General features: G+C 69.5%; 20 protein-coding genes. 14 read left to right on the top strand and 6 right to left on the bottom strand.

Annotated elements, in window-relative coordinates:
* From QZV72_RS06440 to QZV72_RS06390, 11 genes are all read left to right on the top strand, one after another.
* A partial coding sequence (locus tag QZV72_RS06440; RefSeq protein WP_297006438.1) for an AMP-binding protein occupies positions 1-930 on the top strand: 930 nt, incomplete at its 5' end.
* Positions 927-1,157 carry an acyl carrier protein gene (locus QZV72_RS06435; RefSeq protein WP_297006436.1) on the top strand — a complete coding sequence of 77 codons (231 nt, stop codon included), beginning with the start codon at positions 927-929 and terminating at the stop codon, positions 1,155-1,157. The genes QZV72_RS06440 and QZV72_RS06435, both read left to right, overlap by 4 nt.
* The gene (locus QZV72_RS06430; protein WP_297006435.1) at positions 1,154-5,218 is read left to right on the top strand and encodes an AMP-binding protein; all 4,065 of its coding nucleotides are present in this window, start codon (positions 1,154-1,156) and stop codon (positions 5,216-5,218) included. Before QZV72_RS06435 ends, QZV72_RS06430 begins: the two co-directional genes overlap by 4 nt.
* A gap of 134 nt (positions 5,219-5,352) precedes the next feature.
* Positions 5,353-6,237, top strand: coding sequence for a TauD/TfdA family dioxygenase (locus QZV72_RS06425; RefSeq protein ID WP_297006433.1), 885 nt, complete (start codon positions 5,353-5,355; stop codon positions 6,235-6,237).
* 17 nt (positions 6,238-6,254) lie between these two features.
* Positions 6,255-6,800 (top strand): FcoT family thioesterase, encoded by a 546-nt coding sequence (locus tag QZV72_RS06420; RefSeq protein WP_297006431.1) that lies wholly within the window; start codon positions 6,255-6,257, stop codon positions 6,798-6,800.
* Positions 6,797-7,600: a glycosyltransferase family 2 protein gene (locus QZV72_RS06415; protein WP_297006429.1), complete on the top strand. Its 804-nt coding sequence runs from the start codon at positions 6,797-6,799 to the stop codon at positions 7,598-7,600. Before QZV72_RS06420 ends, QZV72_RS06415 begins: the two co-directional genes overlap by 4 nt.
* Positions 7,601-7,651: 51 nt before the next feature.
* Entirely contained in the window at positions 7,652-9,628 is a 1,977-nt protein-coding gene (locus QZV72_RS06410) for a glycosyltransferase family 2 protein (RefSeq protein WP_297006428.1), read from the top strand.
* A complete protein-coding gene (locus tag QZV72_RS06405; protein WP_297006427.1) occupies positions 9,625-10,704 on the top strand; it encodes a glycosyltransferase family A protein in 1,080 nt (359 codons plus the stop codon). Before QZV72_RS06410 ends, QZV72_RS06405 begins: the two co-directional genes overlap by 4 nt.
* A gap of 14 nt (positions 10,705-10,718) precedes the next feature.
* Positions 10,719-11,549, top strand: coding sequence for a glycoside hydrolase family 16 protein (locus QZV72_RS06400; RefSeq protein WP_297006425.1), 831 nt, complete (start codon positions 10,719-10,721; stop codon positions 11,547-11,549).
* A 26-nt stretch (positions 11,550-11,575) separates the two neighbouring features.
* Positions 11,576-12,538, top strand: coding sequence for an alpha/beta fold hydrolase (locus QZV72_RS06395; protein WP_297006423.1), 963 nt, complete (start codon positions 11,576-11,578; stop codon positions 12,536-12,538).
* A gap of 31 nt (positions 12,539-12,569) precedes the next feature.
* Positions 12,570-14,111: an AMP-binding protein gene (locus QZV72_RS06390; protein WP_297006421.1), complete on the top strand. Its 1,542-nt coding sequence runs from the start codon at positions 12,570-12,572 to the stop codon at positions 14,109-14,111.
* 48 nt (positions 14,112-14,159) lie between these two features.
* Here the strand turns inward: QZV72_RS06390 and QZV72_RS06385 are convergent, their stop codons facing one another.
* Together QZV72_RS06385 and QZV72_RS06380 are read right to left on the bottom strand one after the other, a co-directional pair.
* On the bottom strand, positions 14,160-15,206 hold the full coding sequence (locus tag QZV72_RS06385) for a ribokinase (RefSeq protein WP_297006419.1): 1,047 nt from the start codon (positions 15,204-15,206) through the stop codon (positions 14,160-14,162).
* A 36-nt stretch (positions 15,207-15,242) separates the two neighbouring features.
* Entirely contained in the window at positions 15,243-15,833 is a 591-nt protein-coding gene (locus QZV72_RS06380; protein WP_297006417.1) for an SdpI family protein, read from the bottom strand.
* Positions 15,834-15,861: 28 nt separating this feature from the next.
* On the opposite strand from QZV72_RS06380, the gene leuS reads away from it, so the two are divergent.
* Positions 15,862-18,720 (top strand): leucine--tRNA ligase, encoded by a 2,859-nt coding sequence (gene leuS / locus QZV72_RS06375; RefSeq protein WP_297006415.1) that lies wholly within the window; start codon positions 15,862-15,864, stop codon positions 18,718-18,720.
* A gap of 68 nt (positions 18,721-18,788) precedes the next feature.
* Here leuS and QZV72_RS06370 read toward each other — a convergent pair whose 3' ends face one another.
* The 4 genes from QZV72_RS06370 to QZV72_RS06355 form a co-directional block, all read right to left on the bottom strand.
* Positions 18,789-19,127, bottom strand: coding sequence for a hypothetical protein (locus QZV72_RS06370; protein ID WP_297006413.1), 339 nt, complete (start codon positions 19,125-19,127; stop codon positions 18,789-18,791).
* Positions 19,128-19,169: 42 nt separating this feature from the next.
* Positions 19,170-20,141, bottom strand: coding sequence for a universal stress protein (locus QZV72_RS06365; RefSeq protein ID WP_297006412.1), 972 nt, complete (start codon positions 20,139-20,141; stop codon positions 19,170-19,172).
* 3 nt (positions 20,142-20,144) lie between these two features.
* Complete coding sequence (locus QZV72_RS06360) at positions 20,145-20,639, bottom strand: MarR family winged helix-turn-helix transcriptional regulator (protein ID WP_297006409.1); 495 nt, start codon at positions 20,637-20,639, stop codon at positions 20,145-20,147.
* Between the two features lie 139 nt (positions 20,640-20,778).
* A complete protein-coding gene (locus QZV72_RS06355) occupies positions 20,779-21,900 on the bottom strand; it encodes an inositol-3-phosphate synthase (RefSeq protein WP_297006408.1) in 1,122 nt (373 codons plus the stop codon).
* 141 nt (positions 21,901-22,041) lie between these two features.
* On the opposite strand from QZV72_RS06355, the gene QZV72_RS06350 reads away from it, so the two are divergent.
* Positions 22,042-22,503 (top strand): DUF5318 family protein, encoded by a 462-nt coding sequence (locus QZV72_RS06350; protein ID WP_297006406.1) that lies wholly within the window; start codon positions 22,042-22,044, stop codon positions 22,501-22,503.
* Positions 22,504-24,675: a transglycosylase domain-containing protein gene (locus tag QZV72_RS06345; protein ID WP_297006404.1), complete on the top strand. Its 2,172-nt coding sequence runs from the start codon at positions 22,504-22,506 to the stop codon at positions 24,673-24,675.
* Position 24,676 lies beyond the last annotated feature (1 nt).

Genomic DNA, 24,676 nt, shown 5'->3' with positions numbered 1-24,676 from the left:
CTCAACGGACTGGTCGCCGGATGTCACTGCTTCACCGGTGCCACCCCGGGTGCCGGACTCGGGGAGACGCTGGGACGCTGGCGGATCGCCACTGTCTGCCTGGTTCCCACGCTTCTCCATCGCCTCGCCACCGAGTTCAGGAATGCTGAGGTGACGACTCTCCCGGATCTCCGCCTCGTGGTCTACGGCGGGTCACGGGCGATCGTGGAGGACGTGTCCCTCCTGGAGTCGACCGGTGCGCGCACGGCCCAGATCTTCGGGCTCAGTGAAACCGGCTGCACTGCACTGTGCCTGCCGACGGGACCGGGTTCGGTTGACCGGGTCCGGCGGGGTCAGGTCGGGCGGCCCTACCCCGGGGTGGACATCCGTGTGCTCGGTGATCCGGCGGAGACTCCGCTCACGCACAGGTGTTCCGATCCGGAGGGGACTCTGTGGATCCGCACCCCGGCGGCCATGCTGGGATACCACGCCGATCCCGCAGCGACGGCCGCCGCCCTGGTCGACGGCTGGGTGAACACGGGAGACCGGGTGACAGTCGACGGGGACGGGTTCATCACCCTCCGTGGCAGGGTCTCGGAACTCATCATCTGCGGCGGCGCCAATGTCATGCCCGACGACGTCGACAGGATCGCCGTCACCGTCCACGGGGTGAAGGACGCCGCCAGTTTCGAGATTCCGGATCCGTCCTTCGGTGCGGTGGTCGGGCTCGTCGTCGTTCCCACGGATTCACAGGCGCAGGAGGGGACCGGGTCCGGGCGGAGGTTGAAGCGTTCCGTGGCGGCCGAGTTCCGACTCCGGGCTGAGGCCGAGGCACGACCGGCCCACATCCGCATCGTGGAACGGATTCCGCGGACGGCGTCCGGGAAAATCCGGCGTGGGAAACTGACCGCCCGGTTCACCGGACGGTCGGAAAGCGTGGTGGACCGGTGAACAGTGACCGTGACCGGGTGATCCGCCTCGTCTCCGAGGTTTTGTACATCGATGAGGAGGACCTCGTCGACGGGGATGACACCGATCTTCGGGAACTCGGACTGGATTCCGTCCGCTCGGCGATGCTGTCGGACGCACTCGGGCTGACCGGTCGGAAAGGTCCGATGCGGCGGGTGTATGCGGCGCCCACCATCCGGACCCTGGTGGAGGAGTGTGGCGGACGGTGAACCTGTGCCCTGTCGCCGGCGTCGTCCCGCTGAGCCTCTCGCAGTGCAACATCCTCGCCGGAGCACTGCAGACCACCGACCCCTCGACATATCTCGTGGCGAAGGAGTACCGGTTCCACGGGGTGGATCCCGCCAGGCTGGCGGGTGCCCTCCGGGAGGTCTGCGTCCGGCACCCGCTGTTGCGGTCCGTGCTGCGACCGTCCCCGGACCCGACGGTGGGGGCATTTGTCCTCGAGGTCTCCCGTTCCACCGAGGCCGTGGTCGTCGAGGTCCCGGAAGGTCCGGACGGCCCACCGTTGTCGGAACTGTGGCGCGGAGATCCGGTAGATGGACCGCTGGTCCGGTTCACCCTGTTTCGTCGCGCCGGGGCGACGGCCCCGTCCCCGGTCCGGCTACTGATCGAAGCGCACCATCTCGTGGTGGACGCGGGCTCCCTGGCGGTCATCGAGGATACGTTGGCGGTGTCGTTGTCCGGGGGGTACCGTGACCGCTCCCCGGTATCGGCGGGCGTCCGTGCGGTGGAACGGATCCGGGCGGTGCACATGTCCGACCGGGAGAGGTGCGCAGCGGCGGAGAGGCGGTTCCGTGACACGGTGCGCGCCGAGCTCGACGCCTGCCCCGTGGCCGGTGGCGGCGCTCCGGACCGCCACCAGGTGGTGGCCCGACGGGGGTGCGTGAAATCCCGCCGGACCCTGACCGGGCGGGAAAACGCCGCAGTCAGGATGCTCGCCGCCACATGCCGGGTTCCCGTGACCGGGGTGCTGATCGCCGCCGTGGCCGCGGTCGCCGCGGCGGACCGCGGGGCGGCCGCCGTGAACCTCGTCCACACGCTTGACCCGAGGTACCTCCCGGGCGGGGAAGACTGTTCCGGTGAGGTCACCTGTCTGGTCAATTCGGTGATGCAGATCCTGGAGTTCTCCCCGTTCATCAGCATCCGTGAGCTGGTCACCGCGGTGGACCGGGGATATGTCCGGGCCCGGCGACGCGCCTGGTTCCGGGAGGAGCAGCTGCACCGGGAGCTGCTTCGGTCGGGGATGGACGTCTCTGACCAGGTGGCCGTGAACATCCTCCGGCAACGGGTGGCCCCCACGTTGGCCCCGTTCCTCGCGGCTCCTCCGGAAATCACCGCGGTGGGCCCGGTGGAGGGGACGGTGGTCCAGTTCCTGCTGGCAGATGACTCCGATTCCACGGGGACTACGGTGGCGGTGTGGGAAAGCGGGACGCCGCCGTCGTCCCAGGGTTCCGTCGGTCTCGCGGGTCGGATCGTCCGGGTGCTGGTGGCCTTCGCCTCGGACCCGGACGCTCCGGCCGCCCGCGCTGCGGGTGCCTGGGAGCAGGTCCCGGCTCTTCCGCGCGTCGACGGCGACCAGTCCTGTTGGACCGGTGACCCCGCCTTCGACCGGGAACGCTTGCTGGCGGACCGTCCGGGGGTCGGCCGCTGGTTGCGTCGGCTCGCGGAGGACCGGGTTCCCCGGGGCGCCGTGGTGGTCTTCGGGGATGACGGGACGGAGGACTGCATCGACCTGGTTCTCGCCACGCATCTCGCCGGTGCCGGGTACAGTCCGTGCGCCACCGGGGCGGATGTCACGGCCCGTGCCCGGCAGCTCCGGGAGGCCGGAATCACGGTGGGCATCGTCGACCTCGTCACCGCCGGGGTCACCGTCGTCCCCGCCGGACGGTCGGACAGGATCGCACCGCACGGGGCCGGTGACCGCATCGCCTATGTGCTGGCGACGTCCGGGACGACCGGAACCCCGAAACTGGTCCCCGTCAGCCACCGGTCCCTTGCCGTCTTCCTGTCGACGCTCGGTCCGGTGTACCGATGGGGTCCGGGGGACCGGCTTCTCGAGTGCGTGGGACTGACCTCGGACATCAGTGTGGAGGTGGTGTTCGGTGCCGTTGTCGCTGGGGCGTCGGTGCGTCGCGGGTCGGCCCTCGGGCGGAGCGACGCGGCGAGCCTGCTGGCGGAGGCTATCGCGAGGGGGGCCACCGTGCTGGACATCCCCACCGCAGTATGGTCGGTGCTCGCGCGCGACCCAGGGTTGCTGTCACTCGTCGGCGACGCCGCCACCGCCGGTCTGCGCCAGGTCGTCATCGGCGGTGAGGAGGTGGATGCCGAGGCGTTGGCGTCCTGGCGAGCCAGTCCAGCGACCGGAGGACTGTCGCTGGTGTCCACCTACGGTCCGACGGAGACGACGGTCATCGTCACGTCGGTGGCGTTGGCCGGTCCAGGAACCGACGACACGCAATCGGGTACGGCGGTGGGTACGGCACTGTCACCGGATACCGTGCACAGCGTCTTCGGGGAGGTCGTGGTCACCGGCGACACTGTCTCAGCCGGCTACCTTCCCGGTGCCGGTCCCCGGTCAGCCGGGGACTTCGGCCGGGTACGGGTCGGCGGTCGCGACCTGCCGGCCTTCGCGACCGGGGACCGGGTCAGGCGCGGCCACGCCGGTGTCCTCGAGTTCGCCGGACGTCGTGATGAGCTGGTGAAGATCGGCGGCCGGTTCGTCGACCTCGCCCGACTCCGGAGAAAGTTGAACGCCATCGCCGGACTGGCGGGCGTCGCCGTCGGTGTTGAGCACGGGCGTGCCGTCGTGCGGTGGAAGCCGTCTGCCGGTGCACGAGAAAGCGGGCTTGGCCCGGTGGCGAGTGAGGTTCGGCGGGTCCTCCGGGAATCCGGTGCGGGCGCATGGTCCTCGGTGATGTCGGCCCCGGGTACCGGCGGCGTGGCCCGTCCCCGTGACTGGTCATCGGCAGAGGAGATTGCCGCAGCCTGGTCCGGGATGCTGGGCATGCCGGTCGAAGTGGACGACTCGTTGACCGTTCTGGGTGTCGGGTCGCTCGACATCATCCGTCTGCTGCAGCCCACCAGGCGTCTGCTCGGCGACGACCGTCTGAGCGTCCGGGACCTGCTCGCCGCCGACAACGTCGCAGCGCTGGTCGACACGGCGACGGATCGGAACGACGGATGCGTCGTGGATGCCGGTGGCTCCGTCGGGGCGCGGGACTTCGCCGGGCCGGGGTGGGCGGACGGGAACGGTGACCGCCGCATCCGGACGCTGCTCCCCGGGATCGGGCGACGCCTGAGGGACGGCGGCCGTCATTACCGGTCCACCGGCACCGTGGTCGTCCTCGGGGCGGGGGGGACGGTGGGTTCCGGCTTCGCGGTGTCCGGGACCGGGGCCGACCTTGTCCTCGTCGCAAGGGGACCGCTGGTCGGCGTGACCGGCACGAAGACCGGGCAGGGCCGACATGTCCTGGACAGGATCGGCGACCTTACCGCGGCGAAACTGCGCCTGATACTCGGCGCCGTGAGAGACTCCGGCCGACCGGCGGTGGTGGTCAACGGTATCGGCGACACGTCATTGACCGCGACACTGGACAGGTTGACACTGACCAACGTGGACCTCGCGGAGACTGTGGCATCGGTCTGCCGCGACACCGGGTTCCCGCTCCTGCACCTGTCCTCGGCATCAGCCGGGGTCACGTCCCACCCCTATAACCGTTCGAAGCGGCTGGGCGAGCGTCGCGTCCTGCGCCGGACCCCGGGTTCAGGGAATGTGTGTTGCCTCAGGCTGCCCCGGATCCTCCCCGTCGCCGGGACGATGGGAAGCACCGACGTCCTGGTGTCGGTCGCCGCGGCCGTGCGGGCCGTCGGGGCGGTGCCCGCGGTGGACATCGTCGAGGACGTGCTGCGGTCAGAAGACTGCGCCCGATACCTGCTCAGGTTCTCCGGCCGGGGCAGCGACGGGATCGCGGAGCCTGTGACGGTGCCGGGTCACCGGACCGCGTACGTGCCGCTCCTGCGTGCCCTTCCGGGATCGGGGACGGCGCCGGTGGTGCCGCTGGCCGACTGGTTGGCGGCACTGCAGGACACGACGTGGCCGTCGACGGAGGTGGCGCGGTGGGCGGTCGTGGACGAATGGGCGAGGCTGGCCGGGGAGTCCGGGGACCCGGGTGCCGGAGCTGTCACGGGCGCTGTGCCGGACGGGCCGGCGCCGTCTCCGGGGACAGTCGAACGTATCACACAACTAATCACCCCCGAACCGGGGTGCTAGGTAATCAAACGGGAACCAACAACTGAGAGAAAACGACTACTCCACAGAGGGTCACAGAGGTCGGTAACCGATCGGAAACGGACCTCGGCGCCGCAGTCGCGGTGCTTCCTGACAGGAATAGGCGGAGCATATTCATGAGTGTGGAGATCATCCCGGCACAGAACGGGAACATGGGTGCCGAAGTACGGAACTTCTCGGTTCCCACCGCCACGGAGAAAGACTACCGGGCCCTCCGGGACGCAGTCATCTCCCGGCGGATCATCGTCCTGAAGAACCAGCAGGACATCACACCCGAAGAATTCGTGGAACTCGGGCGACATTTCGGAACCATTGTCCCCTACTACGAAGACCACTACCATCACCCCCAGTACCCGGAGATCTTCGTCTCCTCGAATCTCTCGGCGGAGGGCAAGCCGCTCGGGGTGCCGCGTACCGGACGGTTCTGGCACGCCGACTACATGTTCGCGCAGGAGCCGCTGTCCACCACGATCTTCGCGCAGAAGATCCTGCCCCCGGGGCCGCGCGGCACCTACTTCATCGACATGGCCGAGGTGTTCCGGAACCTGCCGGAGGAGCTCCGCGAGGAGGCCCGGGGTACCCGGGCGTCCCACAGTGTGCGCCGCTTCTTCAAGGTCCGTCCGGAGGACGTCTTCCGCCCGCTCGGTGACATCATCACGGAGGTTGAGCAGATCAGCCCACCTGCCGTGCACAACACGGTCATCACCCACCCGGTGACTGGAGAGGAGATCCTCTACGTCAGTGAGGGTTTCACCGACCACCTCACCGGAGGCTGCCGGGAGGGTCTCCTCCACGATCTCCTGGAGGCCAGCGGTCAGCTCGACGAGACCTTCACCCACCCGAACATCGTCCTGCACACCTATGAGGCCGGCGAGATCGTGATCTGGGACAACCGCGCCCTGGTCCACTGCGCCCTCCATGCGCAGAACCCGGAGGCTCCGGTCATGTCGCACCGGGTCACCACGGTGGACGGTCTCCCCTTCGACGCCAGCGTGCAGTAGGAAGATACGAACGCATCATGGGGAAGCATGTGTCCTATCTGCCCGGAGATCCACTCTTCGACCGGTCTGTACTCCCCTACCGCGGAAAAGAGTGCATTTATCTGGATTCGATATCCGTGGATGTCGAGGATGACGGTATGTTCTCCGCCGCTGGGTCATTCCGGATCCCGGAGAGCTGTTACATCGATGATACCGGCCATTTCAACGCCGCGGAGTTCATCATCAGTTACAACCAGTTGATGTACTGCGCGCTGGCCGCGGTGATCGGCGAACCAGGAAATGATATATTCTCAGGTTGGACGATTGATGACTACTGGGAGCGCCAGCTTCCCTGTGTGCTCATTCAGGAACTGTGGAGCCGCTACTCCCGACCGATCAACGCACGCGAGTTCACCGGCACGTTCCGTGTCGAGGACACGGACACCACGCATTCCGACCGGGGCATCCTCAAGTTGGACACCTCCGTCGAGTTCTCCGACGACCTCGGGGGCAGGGCACGCGGCACCGTGCTCCTGGCGCTGACCGACATCCCCGACGCAGCGCGGAGAACGGACCGACGGTGACTGACTCCGGACCCGCGGTTCCGCTGTGCGGGGTCAGCGTGGTGATCCCGTCCCTGGACGAACAGGCGAACCTCGCCGAGCTGCTTCCCCGGCTGCCACCTGACCTCGACATCGTCATCGTCGAGGGCGGTGACGAGGCGAGGACGACAGCGGTGGCCACCGGGTGTTCCCCGACCGCCCGTGTCATCCCCCAGGCCAGGATAGGGAAAGGGAATGCCCTGGTCGCCGGTGTGGCAGCCGTCACCGGTGATGTCGTGGTGCTGCTCGACGCCGACTGCTCCGCCGACCCCGGGGAGATCCCCGCGTTCGTCGCGGCCCTCAACGCCGGGGCGGACATGGCCAAGGGATCCCGCTACCTGGCCACCGGCGGCAGTGTCGACCTCACCCGGCTCCGCAGCAGCGGGAACCTGGTGTTGACCACCGTGGTCAATCTCCTGTTCCGGCGCAGGTTCACCGATCTCTGCTACGGCTACAACGCGTTCCGCACCGCCGCCTTCGGACGACTCGCCCTCCCGGACCCCCATGTCCGCGGGGACAAGTGCTGGGGCGACGGCTTCGAGATCGAGACCCTGTTCGCCTGCCGGGCCGCGGCCGCCGGACTGCACATCGCCGAGGTCCCCAGCTTCGAGAACCGACGGCTCCACGGCCGCTCCAACCTCAACGCCTGGAGCGACGGGTGGCGGGTGCTGTTCACGCTCGTGCGTGAATGGGCCCGTGCCACGCTCCCGGTCGACGAACACCGTCTGCCCCGGATCCGCGGCTGGATGCCCCGGGCCCCCCGGAAACACACCTTCCACTGACCCTGCCTGACCCTGCCTGACCCTGCCTGACCCCGACCACCTGGGAGCATTGTGACCGACCCCGACCTCGACGTCGTCATCTGTACCGCCGATCCGGCGCGACTGCCGGTCCTCCGGTCCTGCCTCGACTCCGTGCTGGCGGAGACCCGGCGGAATGACCGTGTCGTGGTGGTCGTCGACCACTGTCCGGGACTGGTCGGCCAGCTCACCGCGCCAGGTGGTCTGCCGGACTCCCCCGACGCCACCGGACCCACGGTGTGCGGGAACTCCGGGGTGAAGGGCCTGTCCGGCGCCAGGGACACCGGCATCCGGGCCGGTGACAATCCGGTGGTCTGTTTCATCGACGACGACGCCGTCCCCGAGAAGGGCTGGGCCGGTGCCGTGCGGGCGGCGTTCGCCGATCCCACGGTGACCGGGATCGGCGGGCGCGTCGTGCCGCGGTTCACCCGGTCCGACGGCCGGGAACGTCGGCGTCCGCGTTGGGTGCCGGCGTCCTGCGACTGGATCTTCGGGTGCGACTATCTCGGCGGCCCGGCCGACGGTGAGGAGATCCGCAACCCGATCGGTGCGGCGATGGCGGTGCGGCGCGAGGTGCTGGGCACCGGCGACGTGTTCAGCGGGGCCTTCGGCCGGACCGGTTCCGACGGTGCGGGGGGTGAGGAGACCGAGCTGTTCCAGCGGCTGACGGCGGGCCGTCCGGAGCGGCGGGTGGTGAAGGTGGACGGGTTCCGCGTCCGGCACCTGGTGCCCGTCGACCGGACGCGTCCCGGGTACGTGGTGCGTCGCAGTGTCATGGAGGGCCGGTCGAAGGCCGCGATGTCGGCGTTGCCCTACACCCGGTTCGGGGAGGAGCGGGCGCATCTGCGCCGCCACCTTGCCGGGGCGGTCGGTGAACTCGGTCAGCTGGTGCACGGGGACCCCACCGCCGTGGCCCGGATCGTCACCGGTGGTGCGGTGGTCGTGGCGTCCGGGCTCGGTTTCCTCACTGGACGGCGTGGTGCGCCGGTGCCGGTGCCGCGCCGCGAAGGGGGCCCGGTGGTGTCGGTCATCCTGTGCACGGACGCCCGTGGCCCCTGGTTGGCGGAGACGCTCGCGGCTCTGGCGGCGAACACCCCGGCGTTTTCCGTGGAGATCCTCCTCGTGGACAACTCGGCCGGGGGGCGTCTCGCCTCCGACCCGGCGGTGGCGGACGCCTGCGCCGCGGACCCGCGGATCCGGCTGGTGCGTGCCCCGGTGCCCGGACTGTCCCGGGCGCGCAACGTGGGGGTCCGTGCGGCCCGCGGGCGGGTCATCGCGTTCACCGATGATGACGCCGTACCCGATCCGGACTGGATCTCCCGCGCGGTGGCGGCCCTGGACCGGTCCGGTGGCTGGTGTGTCACCGGGAGGGTGCTGCCGGTGTCGGTGCGGGAGGAGAGCCACCGTCTCTTCGAGTCGATCGGCGGATTCGACAAGGGGACGGCGGGGACGACCTGGACCCGCTCGGGCAGTTCGGGGGGCCGGGTCCCCCCGGTCTACCCGTACCCGGCGGGGTGTTTCGGGTCCGGGAACAACATGGCGTTCACCAGGGACTGCCTCGGCCGGCTGGGTGGTTTCGCCGAGGAGCTGGGTGCCGGCCGGGTGACCCGTGGTGGTGAGGACCTCGACATGTTCCGCCGGGTGATTCTGGCGGGCGGGACGATCGTCTACGTACCGACGATGGTGGTCCGGCACCATCACCGGGACTCCCGCCGGGCCCTGCGCCGGCAGATGTTCGGTTTCGGGACGGGGATGGCGGCGTCCCTGGCGCGGTGCGCCCTCGACGACCGCCGGTACGCCCGCGACATCGTGGCGTCGCTGCCGCTCGGGTTGTCGACGCTGCTGACCTCGCGTCGACGTGCGGACGCCGTCCCCGGACACGTCGCGCGCACCCCACACCTCCCGGCACATCTGGTGGCGGTGGAACTGCTCGGCTACGCGGTCGGTGCCCCGTTGCTGATGGCGGCACTGGCCGGGGACGCCGTCCGTGCACTGGGGGGCGGACAGTGACCGGTGGTGCCGGTGGGTCCGGGGGCGTCATCAGTGTCGTCCTGCCCTTCCGCGACCCCGGTGAGATGCTCCCCCGGGCGCTCGACCAGCTCGACACACTCCGGGAGGTGGCCGGCGACCGGCTCGAGATCGTCCTGGTCGACGACGGCTCCGCAGGGCGTCCCGGTGACGGTTCCGGGGAGACAGCGGACGCCTGGGCCTCCGCCCGGCGCAATGTCACCGTGACCGGGACGGATGCCGCAGCGGGTGGAGGTGTCGCCGCTGCGCGGGACGCCGGGATCCTCGCGGCACACGGCGACTACATCTGGATGGTCGACTGTGACGACCGGATCCTCCCGGAGATCACGGGACCGGTCCTCCGGGTGCTCGACGCCGCAGACCCGGTCGACATGGTCTGCTTCCGGGCGAGCGTCGTCGAACCGGGTGGCCGCACCCGTCGGGTGGACGGCGCGCCGGGTCGCCGGCAACGCACACTGGACCGTTCCCGGCTGGCCGTCGCCCTGCTCGACGGGACGGTGCGCGGCTACCTGTGGTCCAAGGTGATCCGGCGCAGCGTGCTGCTGCGGATCCTCGACGACTACCCCCACACCACCTCACAGAGTGACTTCATGACCGTGCTGAGCTGCGTCCCTCTCCTCGGGCGCACCGTGCTGCTGCCGCAGACCGGCTACCGGTACCTGCAACGCGAGGGGTCGATCTCCACGACCGACACCCGCCAGGTGGCGAACACCGCCCGGTGCGCGGACCTGGCACTGGAGCTCCTGCCACCCCTGGTACCCGGGCAGCTGCGCCCGGCTGTCCTCCGGGCGTCCCTCCGGGTGTGGTTCCACATCGTCCCCTGTTGTGCGACGCCGGTCCACCAGGGCTGGCCGGAGGACCGGGTCTGGGAGGTCCACCGGACACTCGGACCGATGACCGGTTTCCGCGGGATCATCGGTGCCGCAGTGACCGGCCACCTGCGCGAGGCGGCGCATGCCCTGGTGTTCGGGGCTCTCGGACCACTCGGATGGTATCCGCCGGTGTACCGGGCAGGTCGGACGGTGCTGTCCCGGATGGGGCGGAGGCGGTGTCCGTGACGCCCGTGACGCCCGTGACCCCGTCCACCCCGGTGCCTGCTCCGGTGCCCCGCAGGACATTCCTGCGCACCACCGGTGTCCTCGCCGTCGCCTCCGCCGCCGCGGTCCTCCTCCCGGGTTGCGCGTCCCCTCGGCCGGAGTTCGCCGGGATCTTCACCGAGGACTTCCTCGGCGGCGGTCTCAGCCGGTGGTGGCGGGCCCACGCGACCGTGCCCCGATCGGACGCCAGGATCACCTGGGACCCCGCCCTGGTCGAGGTACGGGACTCCTGCCTGGTGCTGTCCGCGACCTGGGACGGGACCGCCGGCAGGGCCGGTGCGGTGACCAACTGGCCGGTCACCCGCACCTACGGACGGTGGGAGGCGCGGATCCGCGCGCACCCCTCCCCCGTGTTCAGCTACCACCTTCTCCTGTGGCCCGCCGATGACCGCTGGCCACCGGAGATCGACATCGCCGAGGGCTTCGACGCGGAGCGATCCGTCACCGAATCCTTCGTCCACTACCGCGACCCGTCCGGCGCCCCGGCACGTCAGGGCTTCCGGATGCCCGTGGACGCCACCCGCTGGCACGACGTGGCGGTCGAATGGACCGCCGGGCACGTCCGGTTCACCTGCGACGGAGCCGCGGTGGGCGGTACCGACGGCACGACGGTCCCGCACACCCCCATGTGGCTGGGGATCCAGGTCGAATCGCACGCGGGCGAAGGAACCGGCGTGGTGGTCGATCCACCGGCGCCGGTCCTCGAGGTCGACCGGGTGCGGATCAGCGCGGCCCCGGCCGGGACACCGGCCGCCGAGTCAACCACCGGGACGACAGTCCCGACCTCCAGAACGACGAACCCATGAACGACGAACCCATGAAGGACGAACCCATGAACCCTGACACCACCACTCCGCTGGAAACGACGGTAGCCGCCGCCTGGTCCCGTCGGACCGGGGTGGAACCGGTGCTCCCCGGCGACCGGTTCAGTGACCTCGGCGGCACCTCGATGGACCTCGAGATCGTGCTCGTCGAACTGCGCAATGCCCTGGGGCGCGACATCGACGCGTCCCTGTTCGCCGACGACCCGCCGCTGCACGAACTGGCGTCCCGGATCGAGGAACGGTCCCGGCGGGACTTCCGGGTCCGGACGGACACCTGCACCCACCTCACCCCGGGGTGCGGGGACCTGCCGAAGGTGTTCTGCTTCGCCGGCGCGGGCGCGTCGGCGGTCACCTTCTTCGGTCTCGCTGCCCACCTGACCGGCGTCCGCGACATCTGGGCCTTCCACGCCCACGGATTCCATTCGCGGGGATTCCCGGACCGGACCCTCGCCGCCCACGGCCGCCGGCACACCCCGCGCGTCCGGGAACTGCAACCCACCGGCCCACTGACCCTCGTCGGCCACTCCTTCGGCGGACACGTCGCCATGGAGGTGGCCCGCCGGCTGCAGGCCGAGGGCCGCGAGATCGACCGGGTGGTCCTGCTGGACACGGTGCTGCACGGCGCCGGCGGTTCGGTGGCGAACTTCGCCGGCGAACCGGCGGACAAGCCGGCGCTGACCGAGCGGCTGCGGACCCACTGGCGGGTCGCCACCGCGGGCCTGGTCCCCCGCGACGTCCGGACCCAGCACGACGTCTTCTGGGAGCAGGCCATCCGGGTGCAGAACCGGATCCGGCTCACCACCGTGCCACCACGGACCACCGTCCTGGTCACCGACGAGAACGAACGTCAGGAGGAGTTCTGGCGCCGACTCGACAGCCCGCCGGAGATCCGACGGGTCCCCGGCAACCACCTCGACCTCCTGACCCGCAGCGAACCGATGGCGTCCGTGGTGGACGCCGTCACCCACTGAACCCACCGACAAGACATCCCCGGAGACAACCATGATCTACCTGCCCCAGCTCACCACCCTCGCCGAATCACTGGCATACCACGTCGCCCGCACACCGGACCGGACGGCGGTGATGACCTCAGAGGGCGACGAGGTCAGCTACCGTCGCCTCGACCTGAAATCCTCACAACTGGCGTCCGCACTGGCACTCGCCGGAGCCGGGGAAGGCTCACGGGTCGGCTTCGTCGGCCGGGAACGGGCGTCCTACTGGGAGACCCTCTTCGCCTGTGTGAAACTCGGTGCGGTCCTCGTCCCGGTCAACCGGGCCCTGACCGCCGCCGAGGTCGAGCACATCCTCACCGACTCGGACGCCCTGGCCCTGGTGATCGACGGGGACCACCCGCTCCGCGGCACCACCGGGCTCACCGAGTTCGATGCCTCGCCGGAGACCTGGAACCTCTGGCTGGAGGGCTACGAACCGTTGGCAGACCCGTTCGTCCCGGAACCGGACACGCCGATGGCGCAGCTGTACACCTCCGGCACCACCGGTCTTCCCAAGGGCGTCGTCCTGGCGCACCGCAGCTGGTTCGGTGTGCGCAACGCGCTGGGCGAGTCCGGGGTGGACTGGATCACCTTCGAGGACGGCGACATCTGCTTCGTCGGCATCCCCGGCTTCCACATCGGCGGACTGTGGTACGCCACCCAGGTCTTCAACGCCGGTCAGACGGTCTTCAGCATGCCGGACTACACACCCCGGGCAGCGCGGGACCAGTTCCGGATCCACCGGATCACCAACGCGATCCTCGTCCCGGCGATGATGGCGTCCCTGGCCACGCTGACCCCACCTGATCCCCGGGCGTTCACCGCCCTACGCCAGGCGATCTACGGTGGCGCCCCCATCGGCCCGTCGGTCCTCGAGATCTGCATCCGCGTCCTGGACGCCCGGTTCATCCAGATCTACGGGCTCACCGAGACCGGGAACACCGCCTGCTGCCTCCCGCCGGAGGAACACTACATCGGCTCGCCGAGGCTGACGGCCGCCGGGCACCCCTACCCCGGTTTCCGCGCCAGGATCGTCGGACCGGACGGGGAGGACGTGCCGGTCGGCGAGGTCGGCGAGGTCCGGCTGCTCACCCCCAACCGGATGGTCGAGTACTACCGTCTCCCCGAGGCCACCGCCGAGACCCTGGTCGACGGGTGGATTCTCACCGGGGACGCAGGCTACATGGACGCCGACGGGTACGTCTACATCTCCGACCGGTACAAGGACATGGTCCTGGTCTCCGGTGAGAATGTCTTCCCCGCGGAGGTCGAGAAAGAGATCGTCAAGGTGCCAGGGGTGGCGGACGCCGCGGTCATCGGGGTGCCGGACGAGCGGACGGGTGAGGCGGTGATGGCCTTCGTCCAGCCGCAGCCGGGGGCCGAGGTGACCACCCGGGAACTGGTGGTGTCCCTGCGGCGCCGCCTCGCACCGTTCAAGATCCCCTCGCGGTGGAGGGTCGTCGACGCGGTGCCGCGCAACTCCTCGGGCAAGATCCTGCGACGCGCGCTGCGGGAGGAGTTCTGGGCGGGCCGGGACCGGAAGGTGAACTGAGCGGCTCCGGCGTCGTACCCGGCCTGAGGCCCCCTCGTCGTGACGGACTCAGCCGTCCGCGCGGCGGTGGACTTCCGCCCGACCCGCGTAGGACGCGGCAGCCCCCGCAGACTCCACGGCCAGCGAACCGGCCGCGGCGGCGTAGCGGACGGCCTCGTGGAGCGGGAACCCCTCTGCCAGAGCCGCAGCCAGGGTGCCGCAGAAGGCGTCCCCGGCACCGGTGGTGTCCACCACCGGGTCCGCAGCGGGTGAGGGGACCATCATCGGACCGTTCACCGCGGGATCGATCACCAGCGCGCCCTGCGCTCCGAGAGTCACCACCGCCGACCGCGCCAGACCACGCCCCACCGCGGCGGTCAACGCGTCGAGGACCTCGTCCAGGCCGGTGTCCCGGGCGACGCCGAGGACGTCGGCGGCCTCCGACTCGTTGACGATCAACGGGTCAGCGGTGGCCACCAGCCCGCACAGTGCCTCCCCCCGCACCGTGACCGGGGCCAGGTTGAGGATGAACCGGGCACCGAGACTCCGCGCGAGCTCCGGCAGTGCCGTGGAATGCTCCGGGGTCAGCTCCCCCTGTGCCAGCAGAATCCCGCCGGACCCCACCCCGGTGTCATCGCCGGACCGGGAGATGAAAGCCGCCGGATCGGTCGAGGTGTTCGCCCCCGAGACCACGACGATGATGTTCTCACCTTCGGCATCGTTCATGATGAACGCCGAACCGGTGGGCGCCTCCGCGCAGACGGCGACCCGCGAGACATCGACACCGTGACCGGCGAGGACACCGAGAGCCCCGGTCCCCCGGTCATCGGCTCCGACCGTGGCGAACAGCCGCACCGCAGTGCCGTGGCCCTCCGGTCCGGTACCGGCGAAACGGGCGGCGGCGACGGCCTGGTTGGCGCCCTTGCCGCCGAGGTTGACGGGGGTGCCGAGGTTACCGTGGGCGCCGTCGGCGGAACTTCCGGGCACCACGCCGACCGGTTCGGCGATCACTGTCTCACCGGCGGTGGGGAAACGACCCACGGTGACGAACGTGTCCACGTTGACGGTACCGCAGACCGTGACGACGGGCCGGGACACGGGATCGGAGGAGACCATACCGACGAGCCTACGGTGGGGTGCCCCGCCCCGGCGTCACTCGCTGTCGCGGGCGGCCATGGCCCGGCGGGCGGCCTCGAGGTCGGGGACGTCCGCCTCACCGTGGTCGCAGGCGCCGCAGTCGGAGCAGGAACCGCCGCAGGAGTCGCCGGCGGCGGACCCGGCCGACCCGGCCGATGCGGACACCGGCGGGACGGTCAGACCGCCCGCCGACGACGGCGCCTTCGCCGCACCGGTGGCACCACCCGAGGAACAGCAGCCTGCCGCGGCGCGCCGGGCCTCGGCCGCCTGGCCCTTCCTCAGGTCGATCTGCGCCATGATGTGCGCCGCATTGGCCGCACCCGTGCCGATCAGGGCCAGTGAACCGACCGCCAGGACCACCGTGACGGCCCACAACCAGCCGCCCTGCAGGCTGACCAGCCCGGCGAGCAGCAGGGCGACGCCCGCACCGGTCCAGAACGGGCCCGCGATCCGGTGCCCGGTGACCCACATGTCCTTCGACTTGCGGACCTCCGGGATACGCAGGCCCACCCACCTGTTGCCCGGCAGCGTCCCCGTCAGCCCCATCAGACCAGTGACCAGCACGGCAGCACCGAGGATGAACAGCAGGACAGAGAGAACGATCATGATCAGCAGTCTATTACAATGAGCAGCCATGAGTAACTCCAGCGAGTCCACCCCCTTCCGCTACACCCCGGAGCTCGCCGGCGACATCGAGGCCCGCTGGCAGAACACCTGGCGGGAGCAGGGCACCTTCAATGCCCCGAATCCCGTCGGGGACCTCGCTGACCCGGACCAGACGCTGCCGGACGACAAGCTCTTCGTCCAGGACATGTTCCCCTACCCCTCGGGTGTGGGACTGCACGTCGGCCACCCCCTCGGTTACATCGCCACCGACGTCTACGCCCGCTACAACCGCATGCTGGGCCGCAACGTCCTGCACACCCTCGGCTACGACGCCTTCGGCCTCCCCGCCGAGCAGTACGCCGTGCAGACCGGTACCCACCCGCGCACCACCACCCGGGCCAACATCGACAACATGGAGCGTCAGCTGGGGCGCCTCGGCCTGGGCCACGACCGTCGCCGCGCCATCGCCACCACGGACACCGACTTCTACCGGTGGACGCAGTGGATCTTCCTGCGCATCTACAACTCCTGGTTCGACACGGACGCGCAGAAGGCCCGTCCCATCGCCGAACTCGAGGAGAAGTTCGCCGCCGAGGGTGTCGACGGCCGTGCCTGGGCCGACCTCACCCCCGCGCAGCAGCAGGCCGCCCTCGATGAACACCGCCTGGTCTACCGGTCGAACTCCACGGTGAACTGGTGCCCCGGCCTGGGCACCGTGCTCGCCAACGAGGAGGTCACCGCCGACGGACGCTCCGAGCGCGGCAACTTCCCCGTCTTCCGCAAGCGCCTGTCGCAGTGGATGATGCGCATCACCGCCTACTCCGACCGCCTCATCGACGACCTCGCCGACCTGGACTGGCCGGAGAAGGTCAAGTCGATGCAGCGCAACTGGATCGGCCGTTCCCGCGGTGCGGAGGTCGATTTCGCCGTCGAGCTGGCCGCGCCGAAGACCGAGGGCCGTATCCGGGTGTTCACCACCCGGCCGGACACCCTCTTCGGGGCGTCCTACATGGTGCTCGCCCCCGAGCATGAGCTGGTGGACGCGCTGGTCACGGACGCCCCCTACGCCGAGGGCACCGACCCGGCCTGGACCTACGGCGAGGCGTCCCCGTCCGACGCCGTGGCGTCCTACCGGAGCGCCATCGCCGCGAAGTCGGACCTGGAGCGCCAGGAGAACAAGGAGAAGACGGGCGTCTTCACCGGCGCGTACGCCACCAACCCGGTCAACGGCGCGCAGATCCCCGTGTTCATCGCCGACTACGTCCTCACCGGCTACGGCACCGGCGCGATCATGGCCGTGCCCGCCCACGACGACCGCGACCACGAGTTCGCCACCGTCTTCGGCCTGCCGATCCGTGAGGTCGTCTCGGCCCCGGAGGACGCCGCGGACGTGCGGGACGCCGCATGGACCGGTGACGGGGTCCTCGTCAATTCCGCGAACGCCGACGGCCTGGACCTCAACGGCCTGGACAAGGCCGAGGCCGTCGAGGCGACCATCGCCTGGCTGGCGGAGAAGGGCTGCGGTGAGGAGAAGATCCAGTACAAGCTGCGCGACTGGCTCTTCGCCCGCCAGCGGTACTGGGGTGAGCCCTTCCCCATCGTCTACGACGCCGACGGTGTCGCCCACCCGCTCCCCGAGTCCATGCTGCCGGTCGAGCTGCCCGAGGTCGAGGACTACAAGCCGGTCAGCTTCGACCCGGATGACGCGGACTCCGAACCCCACCCGCCGCTGGCCAAGGCGAAGGAGTGGGTCGAGGTGCGTCTCGACCTCGGTGACGGTGAGCAGACCTACTGGCGTGACACGAACGTCATGCCGCAGTGGGCCGGTTCCTCCTGGTACCAGCTGCGCTACATCGACCCCACCAACTCCGAGGCGCTGGTGGACATCGAGAACGAACGCTACTGGACCGGCCCGCGCGAGGGGGTGCCCTCCGGCGGAGTGGACCTCTACGTCGGTGGGGTGGAGCACGCCGTGCTGCACCTGCTGTACAGCCGGTTCTGGCACAAGGTCCTCTTCGACCTGGGCCACGTCTCCTCCTACGAGCCGTACCACCGGCTCTACAACCAGGGCTACATCCAGGCCTACGCCTACACCGACTCACGCGGCGTGTACGTGCCGGCCGCCGAGGTGGAGGAGAAGGACGGGAAGTTCTACTACAACGGTGAGGAGGTCAACCAGGAGTACGGCAAGATGGGCAAGTCACTGAAGAACGCCGTCTCCCCCGACGAGATCTGCGACAACTACGGTGCGGACACGCTGCGCGTCTACGAGATGTCGATGGGTCCGCTGGACACCTCCCGACCCTGGGCCACCAAGGATGTCGTCGGTGCGCAGCGTTTCCTGCAGCGCGCCTGGCGGCTGGTGGTCGACGAGGAGACCGGGGACGTCGCGGTATCGGATGCCGCGCTGACCGACGACGATCTCCGTGCCCTGCACCGCACCGTCGCCGGGGTGCGCGACGACTACGCGAACCTGCGGGACAACACCGCCGTGGCGAAGCTCATCGAGTACGTCAACCACCTCACCAAGGGCTACACCGGTGCCGGTGCGCCGCGTGCCGCGGTCGAGCCGCTGGCGCTCATGCTCGCCCCGGTCGCCCCGCACATCGCCGCGGAGATGTGGAGCAGGCTCGGCCACGACGGTTCGCTGGCACACGCCGACTTCCCGACCTTCGAGGAGAAGTGGCTGGTCGACGACACTGTGGAGCTTCCGGTGCAGGTCATGGGCAAGGTCCGCGGCCGGATCACCGTCGCGGCGGATGCCGCGCGTGACGCCATCGAAGCCGCCGCGCTCGCCGAGCCGAACGTCGCCTCCCACGTCGAAGGCAAAACGGTGGCGAAGATCATCGTGGTCCCCGGCAAGATGGTCAACATCGTCGCCAAGTAGGGGCCCCTGCTCCGGCGCCGCGCGCCCCGTTCCCGGTAGCTTGCCGTCACCGGGCCGGCCCCCGTCCGCTAGTTCCCCAGGATGAGCTTCGGCAGCAGGGATGTCGCCACCAGGAGGAACCACGGGACCAGCGCCCACACGGCGCCCATCAGCGGTGCCCAGGCATGGTACCGGCTCCATTTGCGGCTGGTGATCACACATGTCCCCACCGCCCCCACGAACGACACGACGATCGGGGCGATGTGCGTCGCCGCCGAATCCCCCGTCAGCAGCCAGAACACCAGCAGCGTCAGCAGGGTGAGGACAGGCACCCCGAGACCGAGTCGCCACGCCAGTCGGACGGTGGCGCGGTGGTCCTCCTTCTCCAGATGGGAGATGAGGTCCGGCGAGCTGTTCATGGAATCCATGCTCCCAGCGTAACGCGGGCGGGAAGGAAACACACCGCCGGTTCAGACGGCGCTGACGAGCACCGGGGCCGGGGAGTGGCGGAGGATCTGGTTCGTCGACGGCCCGATGAAGACCCGGTTGAAGGCACCGAGGACAGAAGACCCGACGACCAGCAGGTCACCTTTCTTCCACCGCAGGTCGCCGATCGCTTCCGCCCATCCGTCGCCGGTGCCGACACCGGTCTGGACCTCGAGGTCGGGGTGGCGCTCCAGCGCGCGGCGACGGCCATGGTCGATGATGCTCTCCGCCTGGGGACGCCACCGCTCCAGCTGGTCGGCGCCGCCGGGCAGGGGGACACGGGGCGGGTACATTGTCGTCCCGACCGGGCTGAAGGCCACCAGACGTAACGGCACTCCGTAGCGCACGGCGAGGTCCGAGGCATGGCGCAGTGCCTGCTGGGACTGTTCAGTGTCCACGTATGCACAGGTCACCCGGGTCACACCGTGGCTCGACAAGGTCGGCAGATGTGGCGCGACGAGCACCGGCAGCGGCGAGCAGTGCAGTAGGGCGTCGGCGGTGGCGCCGGCCCGGAACCGGCCGGCCGGGGCGTCCTCCCGGGAACCGATGAGGATCACGTCCGCGTCGAAGTCGGTGGCGGCGGTGATCAGGGCCGTGGTCTCGGAGTGCGAGAGCAGCGGTGCGCCGGTGCCACCGGCGTTGTCCGACACCCCGGTGTCGACGGCCTCGTCGGGGACGCCCGCCTCACGCAGGGCGGTGCAGGCGTCCTCCAGACAGGCCGCCGTCTCCGCGCGTGCCCAGTCGTTGACGTGGTGCAGGGTGGCCGGGTCGGCGGTGAGGCCGTCACCCGCGTTCTCCGGCCAGATACGGGGAATGACGCACACCGGGCGGACCGACAACGGTCCACTGCGCGCCATCCAGGCGACGGTTGCGGCGGTGTCCGCGCCGACGGAACCGGGGCCGCCGTCGCCGGGACGCCAGGCCAGGAGAATCCGGGTGGTGCTCACGTCGGCCACGGGCTACTTCGCTGCGTCCCCGTCGGTGGTCCCCGCAGGCTCCTCGGTCGAGGTGCCGTTGACGTGGGGTCCGAAGGTGGAGAGGACCCGGTCGAACAGCGGCAGGGAGTTCTCGACCTTCTGGAGCTCCTCGTCGGTGAGGCCGTTGAGCAGTGTGGCGAGCTGCTCGACACGCTCGTCGGTGATCTTGGCGAGCTGGCGGGTGCCCTCCTCGGTGAGGCGGACGCGCACGCCGCGACGGTCGCTGACGTCGCGGACGCGGGAGACGAGGCCCATCTGCTCCAGGTGGTTCACCGCGTTGGAGGCGGTGGGCATCCGGATGGCTTCGAGATCGGCGATCTGGCTGATGCGCAGGGGGCCGTTGTCCTGCAGGTTCATCATGATCGAGAGCTGGGCCATGCTGATGGCTGAGGTAGCGGTCTGACGGAAGTAGAGCAGGTACAGGCGGGTGAGTACCGGGCGGAGCTGCTTCGCGACGCCGATGGAAGAGACGGTCATGGCAACTAATCTACCTGTTCTGCGGAGGAATTGTTCACCCGGGCGGAATGTTCTGGAAGAATATGCTGGCCGTCACACTGGGACGGCCAATGTGGGCCCCTCCGGGCCAGGGCCGGGAGAGGGGCTCCGTGACGTCCCGCTACTGCTCAGCGCCCGTGTCGCCGGCGATGAAGGCCTCCAGGTCCGTGCGGCCCTGGTCGTCGTTGACCTGGTGGCGCGGGGACTTCATCAGGTAGGTGGAGGCCGGGTCAACCGAGCCGCCGATGCCGCGGTCGAGGGCGATCTTCGCGGCACGGACCGCGTCGATGATGACGCCGGCGGAGTTCGGGGAGTCCCAGACCTCCAGCTTGTACTCCAGGTTCAGCGGCACGTCGCCGAAGGCACGGCCCTCGAGGCGGATGAAGGCCCACTTGCGGTCCTCGAGCCACTCGACGTGGTCGGACGGGCCGATGTGGACGTTGCGGTCGGAGATCTTGCCGGCCAGCTCACCGTGGAGGTTCGAGGTCACGGCCTGGGTCTTGGAGATCTTCTTGGACTCCAGGCGGTCACGCTCCAGCATGTTCTTGAAGTCCATGTTGCCGCCGACATTGAGCTGGTAGGTGCGGTCGACGGTCACGCCACGGTCCTCGAAGAGCTTCGCGAGGACGCGGTGGGTGATCGTCGCGCCGACCTGGCTCTTGATGTCGTCACCGACGATGGGGACGCCGGCGTCGGCGAACTTCTTCTCCCACTCCGGGTCGGAGGCGATGAAGACGGGCAGGGCGTTGACGAAGGCCACGCCGGCGTCGATGGCGCACTGGGCGTAGAACTTGTCGGCTTCCTCGGAACCCACCGGAAGGTAGGAGACCAGCACGTTGGCGCCGGTCTCCTTGAGTGCGGCGACGACGTCGTCGTGGGTGGGCTCCGGTGCGGTGGACTCCTCGATGGTCTCGCGGTAGTACTTGCCGAGGCCGTCGAGGGTGCGGCCGCGTCGGACGGTGATGCCGGTCTCCGGGACGTCGCAGATCTTGATGGTGCAGTTCTGACCGGACTCGATGGCGACGGAGACGTCCTTGCCGACCTTGTCGGCGTCGACGTCGAAGGCGGCGACGAGGTCGATGTCGCGGACGTGGTAGTTACCGAAGCGGACGTGCATGAGGCCGGGGACGGTGGCGTCGTCCGGGGTGTCCTTGTAGTACTCCAGGCCCTGGATGAGGGAGGTGGCGCAGTTGCCGAGGCCCACGATGGCGAGCCTGATGTTGGAAGAGGTGTTGTCGGTCATGGCTCTGGACCTTAGCCACGAGATGTCGGAAACGTGCATGTCGATCGGTGTTTTTCGGCGTCTTGACCGGTTCACCTGATGTCTTGACCGATCAAGCCCGGGGCCCGGGACGCACCGGACGTGGCCCCTAGGATGGTGGGCATGACCCACACCCCTGTCCCCTACCATTCGGTGGACCACGACCTGGACCGGCGACGCACCCTGCGGGCACTGGCCCGCGGGGAGATCACCCGGGCGGCGGTGTGCGACGCCACCCGGGAAGTGCGGGCGACCGCCGAGGTTCTCGGCGTCCCCGCTGGTCCGGCGTGTCCGGTCTGCGGTGCCGACCTGCGGGAAACTCAGTGGATACACGGCACCGCGATAGGGGAAAAGTCAGGCACAGCGCGTAGTCTTGCGGAGATACGACAGCTCCTGTCTGTCCTCCGGGCCGGTGAGGAAGTCACCGTCCACACGGTGGAGGTCTGCCTGCGGTGCGGGTGGAACCATCTTCACCGGGAGGACCGGTACCGGGGAGTTGCCGGGAGAGTTCTGCCAGAATCCGGGCCTGCCGGGCGGGAAGTCACGCTCGACCAGGGTCCGGCCATCGACGGGAAGACAAGCTAGGTGACTAACGACAACAGCTCGAACGAGGACGTGAACGGCACGGCGGCGTCGGGTGACGCCGGAGAGCAGCTCCGCGTCCGGACCCGACGTCGGCGTCCGCAGTGGCGGCGGGTCGTCACGACGGTGTGCTCGGTCATCGCCGTCCTCATCATCGTGCCGCTCGTCGCCTTCTTCGCCGCCTACGCGGTGACGAAGGTTCCGCAGCCCGAAGAGCTCCAGAACAACCAGATCTCCAACATCTACGCCGCCGACGGCACCAGCGAGATCGCCCGCATCGTGCCACCGGAGGGCAACCGCGAGAACATCGGCATCGCCGACGTCCCCGAGCACGTCCGCAACGCGGTGCTGTCCGCCGAGGACCGGGACTTCTACTCGAACAGCGGTTTCTCGGTCACCGGTTTCGGGCGTGCCGCGATCGGTCAGCTCACCGGTGACGATTCGGCCGGTGGTGGTTCCACCATCACCCAGCAGTACGTGAAGAACGCGGTGGTCGGTGACGAGCGTTCCCTGGTCCGCAAGGGCAAGGAGCTGGTCATCTCCGCCAAGATGACGCGAGAGTGGTCCAAGGACGAGATCCTCGAGGCCTACCTCAACACCATCTACTTCGGACGCAACGCCTACGGCATCAACGCCGCGGCGAAGGCCTACTTCAACAAGCCGGTCCATGACCTCACGGTCGAGGAGGGGGCGGTGCTCGCCGCGGCGATCCAACGGCCGAGCCAGCTGGATCCGTGGACGAACCGTCCGGAGGCCGAGCAGCGCTGGAACTACGTCATGGACGGCCTGGTCGGACTGGGAACCCTCGACCAGGCGCAGCGGACCGCGGCGGTGTACCCGGAGACGGTGGACCCGGCGACGGTCGTCCAGGGATCGGTCGCCGAGGGCACCAACGGCCTTATCAAGTCGCAGGTCCTCAACGAGTTGGCGGCCAACGGTATCTCGGAGGAGGCGGTGAACACCGGTGGCCTGCGGATCACCACCACCATCGACGCCGCGAAGCAGCAGGACATGGTGGACGCCGTCCATTCGCGCCTGGACTCCTACGATGACTCGGTGCGGGCCGCCGGCGTGGCGGTCAACCCGAAGACCGGTGGTGTGGAGGCCTACTACGGCGGGGACGACCCCAACGGCTTCGACTGGGCGAACGCCGGCCTGCAGACCGGCTCGACCTTCAAGATCATCACCCTGGCCGCCGCCGTGGAGCAGGGCATCCCGACCACCGCGATGTACGATTCATCCCCCGTCGTCTCCGGCGACAACACGGTGACCAACGACTCGGGTGAGACCTGCGGCACCTGCTCGCTCGCGCAGGCACTGAAGATGTCGCTGAACACCACCTTCGTGCGGTTGACCCAGAGTCTCAACGGCGGTGCGCAGGATGTCGCCGACATGGCCCACCGCCTCGGCGTCGCGACGTCGATCCCCGGGATCGACCAGACCCTCACCGAGAACGGCGGCGCCCCCTACGAGGGCATCACGCTGGGCCAGTACCAGTCCCGTCCGCTGGACATGGCGTCTGTCCTGGCCACCCTGTCCAACCGGGGCGAGTACATCCCGGCGCACTTCGTGCAGAAGGTCGAGACACAGTCCGGTGAAGTCCTGCTGGACAACTCCGCCATGGAGGGGACCCAGGTCATCAACCCGGACACCGCGGACGCCGTGATCTCGGCCATGGGACCGATCGCCGCCTACTCCAACGGGCACACGCTCGCGGGGGGCCGCCAGTCCGCGGCGAAGACCGGTACCGCCCAGCTGGGTGACACGGGCGCCAACAAGGACGCCTGGATGATCGGTTCCACCCCGCAGCTCGCCACGGCGGTGTGGATGGGCAACGTCGAGAACCAGCCGCTGATCGACATGCGCTACGGCAGTTCGATGTACGGTTCCCAGTCCCCGGCGGACATCTGGAAGACCTTCATGGATGCCGCGCTGGTCAATGAGCCGGCGGAGAACTTCAAGGGCGGCGTGGCCGCCGACACCTCCGGCGGCTACTCCTCCGCCGGCGGCGCGGGGACGGGCTCCGGCACGGGCGCGGGGCAGGAGGAGTCCACCCCGCAGGAGCAGACCCCGAGTCCGGCGGAGACGGGCGACGGTACCGGCTTCGGCAACGGTGGCGGCGAGCTGCCGGATGTCGGGCAGATGATCGAGGACTTCCTGAACGGGGGTAACTGAC

The organism is uncultured Corynebacterium sp., from assembly GCF_902782855.1.
Classification (GTDB): domain Bacteria; phylum Actinomycetota; class Actinomycetes; order Mycobacteriales; family Mycobacteriaceae; genus Corynebacterium.
The sequence above is the reverse complement of the archived record's forward strand: the minus strand, read 5'-3'. Positions and strand labels throughout refer to the sequence as shown.

What these genes read in the sequence shown, in the direction of transcription:
- QZV72_RS06425 (WP_297006433.1), top strand. Translation starts at nt 5,353, where the DNA reads ATGAGTGTGGAGATCATCCCGGCACAGAACGGGAACATGGGTGCCGAA.
- QZV72_RS06420 (WP_297006431.1), top strand. Translation starts at nt 6,255, where the DNA reads ATGGGGAAGCATGTGTCCTATCTGCCCGGAGATCCACTCTTCGACCGG.
- QZV72_RS06395 (WP_297006423.1), top strand. Translation starts at nt 11,576, where the DNA reads ATGAACCCTGACACCACCACTCCGCTGGAAACGACGGTAGCCGCCGCC.
- QZV72_RS06390 (WP_297006421.1), top strand. Translation starts at nt 12,570, where the DNA reads ATGATCTACCTGCCCCAGCTCACCACCCTCGCCGAATCACTGGCATAC.
- QZV72_RS06385 (WP_297006419.1), bottom strand. Translation starts at nt 15,206, where the DNA reads ATGGTCTCCTCCGATCCCGTGTCCCGGCCCGTCGTCACGGTCTGCGGT.
- QZV72_RS06380 (WP_297006417.1), bottom strand. Translation starts at nt 15,833, where the DNA reads ATGATCGTTCTCTCTGTCCTGCTGTTCATCCTCGGTGCTGCCGTGCTG.
- leuS (WP_297006415.1), top strand. Translation starts at nt 15,862, where the DNA reads ATGAGTAACTCCAGCGAGTCCACCCCCTTCCGCTACACCCCGGAGCTC.
- QZV72_RS06370 (WP_297006413.1), bottom strand. Translation starts at nt 19,127, where the DNA reads ATGGATTCCATGAACAGCTCGCCGGACCTCATCTCCCATCTGGAGAAG.
- QZV72_RS06360 (WP_297006409.1), bottom strand. Translation starts at nt 20,639, where the DNA reads ATGACCGTCTCTTCCATCGGCGTCGCGAAGCAGCTCCGCCCGGTACTC.
- QZV72_RS06355 (WP_297006408.1), bottom strand. Translation starts at nt 21,900, where the DNA reads ATGACCGACAACACCTCTTCCAACATCAGGCTCGCCATCGTGGGCCTC.
- QZV72_RS06350 (WP_297006406.1), top strand. Translation starts at nt 22,042, where the DNA reads ATGACCCACACCCCTGTCCCCTACCATTCGGTGGACCACGACCTGGAC.